Source organism: Amycolatopsis coloradensis, assembly GCF_001953865.1.
GTDB lineage: Bacteria > Actinomycetota > Actinomycetes > Mycobacteriales > Pseudonocardiaceae > Amycolatopsis > Amycolatopsis coloradensis.
In genome coordinates this window covers 358256-365674 of sequence record NZ_MQUQ01000020.1, presented here as the reverse complement: position 1 = coordinate 365674, position 7419 = coordinate 358256, and the positions used below count along the sequence as shown (strand labels likewise).

8 protein-coding genes are annotated in these 7419 nt (G+C 66.3%); all 8 read right to left on the bottom strand.

Translation table 11 applies throughout. The features are described 5' to 3' along the window. Positions 1 to 181: 181 nt before the first annotated feature. Positions 182 to 1282 carry a hypothetical protein gene (locus tag BS329_RS34225; RefSeq protein WP_076166511.1) on the bottom strand — a complete coding sequence of 367 codons (1101 nt, stop codon included), beginning with the start codon at positions 1280 to 1282 and terminating at the stop codon, positions 182 to 184. A 66-nt stretch (positions 1283 to 1348) separates the two neighbouring features. After that, the gene (locus tag BS329_RS34220) at positions 1349 to 1669 is read right to left on the bottom strand and encodes a hypothetical protein (protein ID WP_076166508.1); all 321 of its coding nucleotides are present in this window, start codon (positions 1667 to 1669) and stop codon (positions 1349 to 1351) included. 12 nt (positions 1670 to 1681) lie between these two features. Beyond that, complete coding sequence (locus BS329_RS34215; RefSeq protein ID WP_076166505.1) at positions 1682 to 3688, bottom strand: hypothetical protein; 2007 nt, start codon at positions 3686 to 3688, stop codon at positions 1682 to 1684. Further along, entirely contained in the window at positions 3681 to 4055 is a 375-nt protein-coding gene (locus BS329_RS34210; protein WP_076166503.1) for a YbaB/EbfC family nucleoid-associated protein, read from the bottom strand. The genes BS329_RS34215 and BS329_RS34210 overlap by 8 nt, the downstream gene beginning before the upstream one ends. Beyond that, positions 4030 to 6060, bottom strand: a complete 2031-nt coding sequence (locus tag BS329_RS42935) for a hypothetical protein (protein ID WP_143253305.1) — start codon at positions 6058 to 6060, stop codon at positions 4030 to 4032. Before BS329_RS42935 ends, BS329_RS34210 begins: the two co-directional genes overlap by 26 nt. 93 nt (positions 6061 to 6153) lie before the next feature. Further along, positions 6154 to 6606 (bottom strand): hypothetical protein, encoded by a 453-nt coding sequence (locus BS329_RS34200; protein WP_076166497.1) that lies wholly within the window; start codon positions 6604 to 6606, stop codon positions 6154 to 6156. Positions 6607 to 6639: 33 nt separating this feature from the next. Further along, positions 6640 to 6939, bottom strand: coding sequence for a WXG100 family type VII secretion target (locus BS329_RS34195; protein WP_076166495.1), 300 nt, complete (start codon positions 6937 to 6939; stop codon positions 6640 to 6642). 34 nt (positions 6940 to 6973) lie between these two features. Beyond that, positions 6974 to 7315 (bottom strand): WXG100 family type VII secretion target, encoded by a 342-nt coding sequence (locus BS329_RS34190; protein WP_076166691.1) that lies wholly within the window; start codon positions 7313 to 7315, stop codon positions 6974 to 6976. Between the last annotated feature and the right edge of the window lie 104 nt (positions 7316 to 7419).

Sequence of the window (7419 nt, the reverse complement as noted above, 5' to 3'; positions counted from 1 at the left end):
ATGTGATCCCTGGTGGCACTGTGACGATTGTGGTCACTGAGGCTTTGTACAAGTACATGAAGGACCCCTTCCTTGCGCCTAGCGCAAGGAAGGGGTCCTTCATGTACTTCAGTCGCGCTTGCGGCACCTCCGGCGGGGTGACGTCGTGAAGATCTCCTTGGCGCCAGCGCGGAGGCCGAGGTCAGGCCTGGCACTTGGCTTTCACCATCGCCGCGGCGTGGTGCGCGTAGGTCTTGGTCGAGCCCGACCAGTCGCGACCCCGGTTGAGCAGCTGCACGGCGAGTTTCGCGCCGTTCGCCCGGAAGGTGCCGACGTTCACCCACCGGCCGCGGTTGCCGACCTGGTCGATCTGGAACGTTCCGACCGGCGTGGCCTTCTCCACCGCGAACCGGTCGAAGACGCGGTAGACCGACGGCCTACCGCCCGCCACGGTGACGTCGCCGCTCGGGATGAACACCGAGACCGCGCACGATCCGGTGGTCACCGGGCCGGTGTTGAACGTCCACACGCCGTACGCGCTGGGGTCGTCCTTGTTCGCGTCGCCGGACATCGGGATGGAGACGAACGAGCTGCCGCAGCCGCCGCTGCCGTGGTTCACCCAGCCTGACTTGCCGTCGCTGTACGCCCCGGCACCGACGAACTGGGTGCCCCCACCGCAGCCCTTGCCAGCCATACCCTCGTAGACCACCGACTTGGCGGCGGGTGGCGGGGCGGGCGGACCTTGTGGCTGGGGTTTGTTCTGCTGCTGCTGTACCGGCGCCGGGCCGCCACCGCCCTGCGGTCCCGGGCCCGCCGGGTTCCCGGCCGCGGGCGGGGCCACGGGAACTCCCGCCGGTACGCCGCCCTGGCCCACCGGCAGGCCTTCGACCGGCTGGCCGGGCAGCACGCCGACGGGCAGGCCTCCGGCGTTGTTGTCCGCGGGCGGGGCGGCGAGCCCCGGCACGAACCCGCCACCCGGCGGCAGATCCCGCGCGTAGCCCGCGGCGTTCGGTCCCTCGCCGGGCTGGTCGTCGCCAAGCAAACCGCTGAGCGCCAACGGCAAGGCGACCAGCACGACACCGGCGATCGCCGCCGCGACGATCACCGGTTTGGGCAAGCGGCCCGGTGCCGACGATGCGACGGCGGCGCCCGCGTCCACGACCGGCGCCGTGGCGCCCGCCGCGGCGGTCTTGGCGGCGGGCGGGGTGGTTTCGTTGTCCGCCTTCGCTTCCGGGGTGGCAGGCGTGACCTCCGCCGCGGCGGCGACCGCGACTCCGGTGGACTGTTCTGCGTCCGTGGACATGGTGTTCCCGCTTTCTTCACTGACTCAGGTTCTTACCGGCAGGACCCGTTCGCCCACCGGGGTCGATCACGGGCGCTTGGTGCCGCCGCGCACGTTCGCGATGTTCTCGGTCTCCACGTTGCGAAGGTGGAGCGCCATGCCCTTCGTCACGTTGGTCTGGTTCCGGACGACCTCTTTGATCGAAGTGAAGGCTTCTTCGACCTTCTGCGCCGGGCCGAAGAGATTTTCCTTGATCTCGGCGCCCATGTCGTCGTCACCGCAGGCTTCGAGCAGCAGGGCGAGCCGATCCGCGCCGAGTTCGCAGATCAAGTCCATTTTGGCGGCGATCGACTGGTACCCCTCGCCGATGATCTCCATGGCCCTCGGGTCGGCGCTGAAGTTCGACATGGTCTCCCGTTCTCATCCTGTCGTGGTGCCCGTGCCCTGGTTGATGCTGTGTCTCGTCGCGGGTTCGCCGTCCTGGTTGACGCGCACCTGGGCGCCACCCGGCCGCCGGGTCCGGCGCCTTCGCCTGCCCAGCACGCCGGGAGCGACCGTGGGATCGGTGCCCCAGGTCTCCTCGTCCTCGGCGAGCCAGGTCGCCCGCTCGCGTTCGCCCTTGTCCTGTCCCGCTCCACCGGCACCGGCACCACTCGCCGACGGCGGGTAGAACGGCACACCGTTGCTATTTGTCCCTTTAGGACCTCCCAAAGTCCCTTTAGGACTCTCGACGGGATTCGGGCCCACACTGGGAGGAGTCACCGAGTTCCCGCCCATGGACATGGTGGGCGGTGAAACACCCACCCGGCCGCCGCCGAGGGATCCCGGTCCACTGTGGAAGTTCGCCTGCGGGTCGAACTTCGACATCGTCAAGGGCGGCGCGTCGGGAGCGCGGAGTGCCGGGAGCGGCGGAGGTGTGCTGCGCCGCAACGAATTGAGGTGCCGTTCCAGCGCCGTCTCGGTGACGCCGGTCCGCGTCTCCGGAGGCGGGTAAGCCTTGCGCAGGCGATCCTTCTGCTCGAGGTTCCCGCCGTTCCTCGGGCCGACGATCTCACCGTTCGCGTTCACCCGCGAGCCGGGCGGGACGATGATCGGCCTGCCGTCGGAACCCAGCACGGGCTTCCCGTTGGGACCGATGACGATACCGTCCCGGCCGACGTACGAACCGGTGGGCACTTTGAGGGTGGTGTTCGGCCCACCGCCACCGATCCGGGTGATCGGCGGCGGGAAGAGTCCGCCAGGGCCGTTCTTGACGTTCGTGTCGGTCCTGATGATCCGAGGAGGCGGGGGTGGCGGCGGTGGCGCGGACGTGGTGGTGGTGATCGGCCCTTTGTCGCCGCCCGAACCGTTTCCTCCGCCCGGACCGGTCCCGTCGCCGCCGGTCCCGTCGCCTCCGGAACCGTCGCCTCCGGAGCCGCCGGGAGTGAGGGTGAAGTAGGCGGGATCCTTGATCGGCGGCAGCTTCGCGGTGGCCAGCTGGTAAGTCGCCGCCAGCAACCCCACCGTGCTGGCTCCCCAGCTGTCCAAGAAGGTCAGGTGTTCACGCCAGACCCTCTTGGCCGCTGTCTCCAGCTTTTCACGCGGAGCGGTTTCGGTCACCGAGCCACCGAGGAGGTCGCTCACCGGCCATCCGTCCTCCTCCCTGGTGTACTTGGGGGGAAAGTGGCTGCCGAAATCCGCCACCAGCTCGGGCGACTGCCAGATCGCGCGCACCACACCGGTCGGCGAGCTGAGCTGCGATCCTGGCCCGGTGACCGCGAACCCCAGCCCGGTGTCATAGGTGAAATTGTCGTCCCCCTGCCAGAACGCGCGACCGTCGTACAGCATGGTCACGCCGTACTTCAGCAGCCCCTTCGCGTCGCGGAGCGCGGTCCACGAAGTGCGTTCGTGGCTCATCTGTTCCACGAGGTCCCGGCAGGTGAAGGCGAGCTTGTCCAGCACTGTCCAAAAAGCACTCGCGCCGGCACCTTGGAAGTCGTCGCCGCGATGGCCGGTCTTGTTCCGCTCGGTCTCGAGCGGGGCGATCTGCGCGGTCAGCCAGGTCGCGACCCCCTCCAGCGTGGTCGCCGCCGTTTCGAAGCTGTGCTGATTGCCGACGGCATTGAGGTCGTTGTACAGGGAATCCACGATGCTGTTGGCGTTGCCGAAGTACTTCGCCGCCACGTCGTCGAGCTCTTTGGTCGCGTCGGCGACGCCGTACCACGACGTGAAGAACGTCATTCCCTCGGCGTGGATCAAATTCGTCGGCACGTGATTGCTCGGCCCCCGAAGATGGGTACGGGTTTCCCACTTCAGCCAGGTCTGCTTGATGACCTCCTCGCGCGACGGCACGATCGGGCAATGGGGCTCGACACTGAAGATGTTGAGTGCCTGTTCCCAGAGCCAGGTCGTCGTGTCCGGTCCGCCCAGGATCAGGGAGCTAGTCACGTCGCCCGCCGAAGACGTCCGATGGCGCCTCGTTCCAGAGCGGCGCGAACGCCTTGTCGACCTCGGTGGTGCCGGTCATGGCCGCACGGAGATCGGCACGCTGATCCATGAGCGGGCCGAAGACCTCGACGACCGTGTCCGCCATTTCCCGCCGGGCGCGCTCGAACGTCTCGATCAGAATCTCGGACAGTTGTCCGGGCGGCATGGAACGGTACTTCGTGGTGTGGAACTTCAAGCCCACCAAAGAGTTCTGAGAATCCACGGTCACGGTGACCAGATGGTCCGCGGAGGTCGCCGAAGTCGTCCGCGAGGCGAGGTCGGCCTTCGCCGACTCGATCCGGTCACGCTGATCCTTCAGCGTGACCATAGCCTGGTGAAGTTGATCCTCCAGCCAGTCGGCCATCGTTTCCTCCCTGTCCGTAGTTGCGTGAACCACCGGCGCCGCTTCCCGCGACCCGTCTGCCGCGTCTGCGGGCACCCAGCACCGACGGTGGGAGCTTCGGGTCGGTGCCCCAGGTCTCCTCGTCTTCGGCCAGCCAGGTGGTCCGGTCGCGCTCGCCCTTGTTCTGGTCTCCGCCGGCCCCGCCGCCGGGGCCGCCGGCGGTGGGGGGATAGAACGGCACGCCGCCCATCCCGTTCTGCGAGGCCCCGTTCCCTTGCTGGTTCTTGATCAGCGAAGGACCACCCTCGGTCGTCACCGGTTTTCCCGGCGGCGGCGTGGCGGTGGTCTCGGGCCTGCCACCACCGTTCAACCCGGTCGGCCCCGGATGCGGCGCCGGGCCCGAAGATCCACTGTGGAGGGTCTGCGGACCACTGGAGGACAGCGACAGTGGCGGCGAGTGGGTGTTGTTCAGCAAGGTCGGCATCGACGGTGCGTTGGTGCCCCGCAACGTCTTCAGATACTGATCCAGCTCGCTCTGCTTCTTGGTGTCCTGATTGGTCGGCTCCGGCCGGGACAGCCGGTCCTTCTCGGCGAGCTTCTCACCCTTCGGGCCGAGGATTTCGCCGTTCGGGCTCACCGTGGACCCACGAGGCACGACGATCTGCCGCCCGAAGGGGTCGAGGACCGGTTTCTTGTCCGGGCCCCGGACCACACCGTCGAGGCCGACCGAAGAACCGATCGGCACCTTCAGCTGCGTCTCCGGGCTCGGCAGGCCGGGCGGCGGCTTGGGCGGCGGCTTGTCCGGGTTGTGGGGATTGTTCGGACCGGGCGGGTTGTTCTTGTCGAACGGCGGGACCTTTCCGCCGTTCCCCTTGGTGTCCTTGGTGTTCGGAGGCCCGTCCTTACCGCCGGGAGGCGGCGGTACCTTCGTCTTCGGTGGCCCGGGCGGGGGCGGCGGAGGAGGCGGCGTTGGCGGCGGTTTCGACCCGTCCTGTCCACCGGTGGGTGGCGGCTTCTTGTGGAGATTGGGCCGATGCGGTTCGAGGATCGTCGGCAGGAGCAGCTTCGTTTCACCGTAGACCCGGGGAAGCTCGGTGAGAACGGACGAAGCCGCGGAATCCAGGACCGTCGTGATGTGCTTCGTCCACAACTCCTTGGCCGCGGTCACGATTTTCTCCCAGAACACCGGATTCCTGGCGTCCGCGTCGAGGAAGTCACACCGCGGGTAATGCTCGAATACGGTTACCTTGTCGTCCTCGGCCTTGTTGTCCTTCAGGTCCTGGGTGAACCGGTCGCTGGTCCAGATCGCCGCCAACGCGCCCGCCGGCGTGGAAAAATGGTAACCGGCCGCCGACACCGGACCGAAAAGGCTGATGTCATAGGTGGCCGTTTCGGTGGTGGACTGCCATTTTTTGTAGGCTTGCGTGAGATTGTCGAACGCCCACCGCAGAACGAGTTCCGCTTCGTTGATGCCGACGGTGGCGGCGTCGTCCGTCGGTGCCCTCAATTTCTTCAGTCCCGCGGGACGGTCCCCCAGCTGGTTTCCGAGGTCGGTGCACCGGAACATCAGATTGTCCAGCACCTCCCAGAAGGCCCCGGCACCGGTCCCCTGGAAGTCGTCGCCCTTCTTCCCCACCTTGTCGCGCACTTTGCCCAGCGCCGTCGCCTGCTCGGTGAGCAGGTTCTTCGTCCCGTTCAACGCGTCGTACGCCCTGGTGAACGTCCACGGCTGCGCCACCGGGTTGTTGTTGGGAGTACCCACCATGGACGTGAAGAGGGCTTCCATGTTGCCGTAGAAGGTCTCGACGGGTTTCGCGAGCGCTTCGTCGTTGGGGCTGGCCACCGCGAAGTACTGCATCGTGCTCGTATAGGTGACAGCCTCGAACTTCCAGCCCTTGGGCAGGTTGTGGCCGACACCGTAAAGGCTCGCCCAGACATCCCACTTGAGCCACTGAAGCTTCAGGATGTCGTCGCGGGGAGGAATCTTCATGGACTGGGCCGAACCGGATGTGCAGTCGAAGATGTTGAGGACATCTTCCCACGTCCTGTTCGTTCCGCCGGGAACGAACGCGGTCATCTCGACTCAACTCCCGCCGGTACCGGTGTTGTTGCCACCGCCGGTGTTGTTGCCACCGGGAGTGAACGCGAGGATCTCACCGAGCTGACTCATGTCCAGTTCGGTGGACAACTTGATGTTCTCGTCTTCGCCCCGCACCGCCACCCCCACCACGTAGGTGATGTTCCTGTTCAGCGCGATGAGCTGATCCTGGATCAGCTTGACCTGGGCGTAAAGCGTGGGCCCGGTGCCCTTGCCGGCGAGTTCGTAGGCGTCCATCAGCAACTTGGCGGGCTCCCACGTCTCGACGCCGGCCATCAGCCGTCGTTTCCCGGCGCCACCACCCGCAGTGAGGGCCAGCTCCGCGACATGCGAATTCGTTTCGAGACTGGTGACCATCGGCCCGAGAACGTTCTTCTGGAAGTCCTGCAGGAAGCTGACCGTGATCTTGATGTCGCCGCTTTCCGGCTTCTCCGCCACGCCGCTTCTCCTTTCACCAAGAGCGGACCGGAATCAGAGCTGGAACTTCGCGCCGATGTTCTTGTCCGTGCGCTGGTAGTTGTCATAGGACAGGGACAGCGTCTGGTGGCCCTTGGTGAAGCGGCCTTCCATGGCGCTGGTCGTGGCGTGCCACTTGCGCTGCAGTTCCGTGTAGTTGGTGGCACCTTGGCCGATCCAACTGTCGGTCATCGGCTTGATGGACTTCTCCAGATCGATCAGCGCGTTGTCGATCGCCTTGCTCAGCCCGACCATCCGCTCGGCCAGGTGCGGAAGGTTTCCGCTGACCGCGAAACCGTCGTGGGATGTGCTCATGGTTGTTTCCTCTCCGAGAATGGGATCGGTGCGATCAGGTCAGTGCTTTGTAGATGCCGCCGCCGACGCCACCGCCGTCGCCGAACGACGTCAGGGCACCGAGATTGATCTCCTCTTCGGAGTTGTTCATCTGGATGTCGCTCGCGTTGACCAGCTCCTTGATCTCCGTCAGCAGACGGAGAACCTGGAGGTACTCCCCTTCCCAGGTGTCGAGCTGGGTCAGGAAGGTCTGGGACGCCGCGCCCTGCCAGTCCTTCTGCAGATCGGCGCGGACCGCCGCGACCCCACCGTGGATCGTCTTGCACTCGGTTTCGCAGGCCTCGATGGCGGTGATACCGCCCTTCATCCCGCTGTCGCTCTTCTGGAAATTCGACATGTCCGGCTCCTTCCTCGTGATGACGCTCCAGGACAAGGACACCAACACCGGGTGCCGGAGACCATGCGGAACCACCGGCAGAAGTCGTCGCGCGGTTTCTCCGG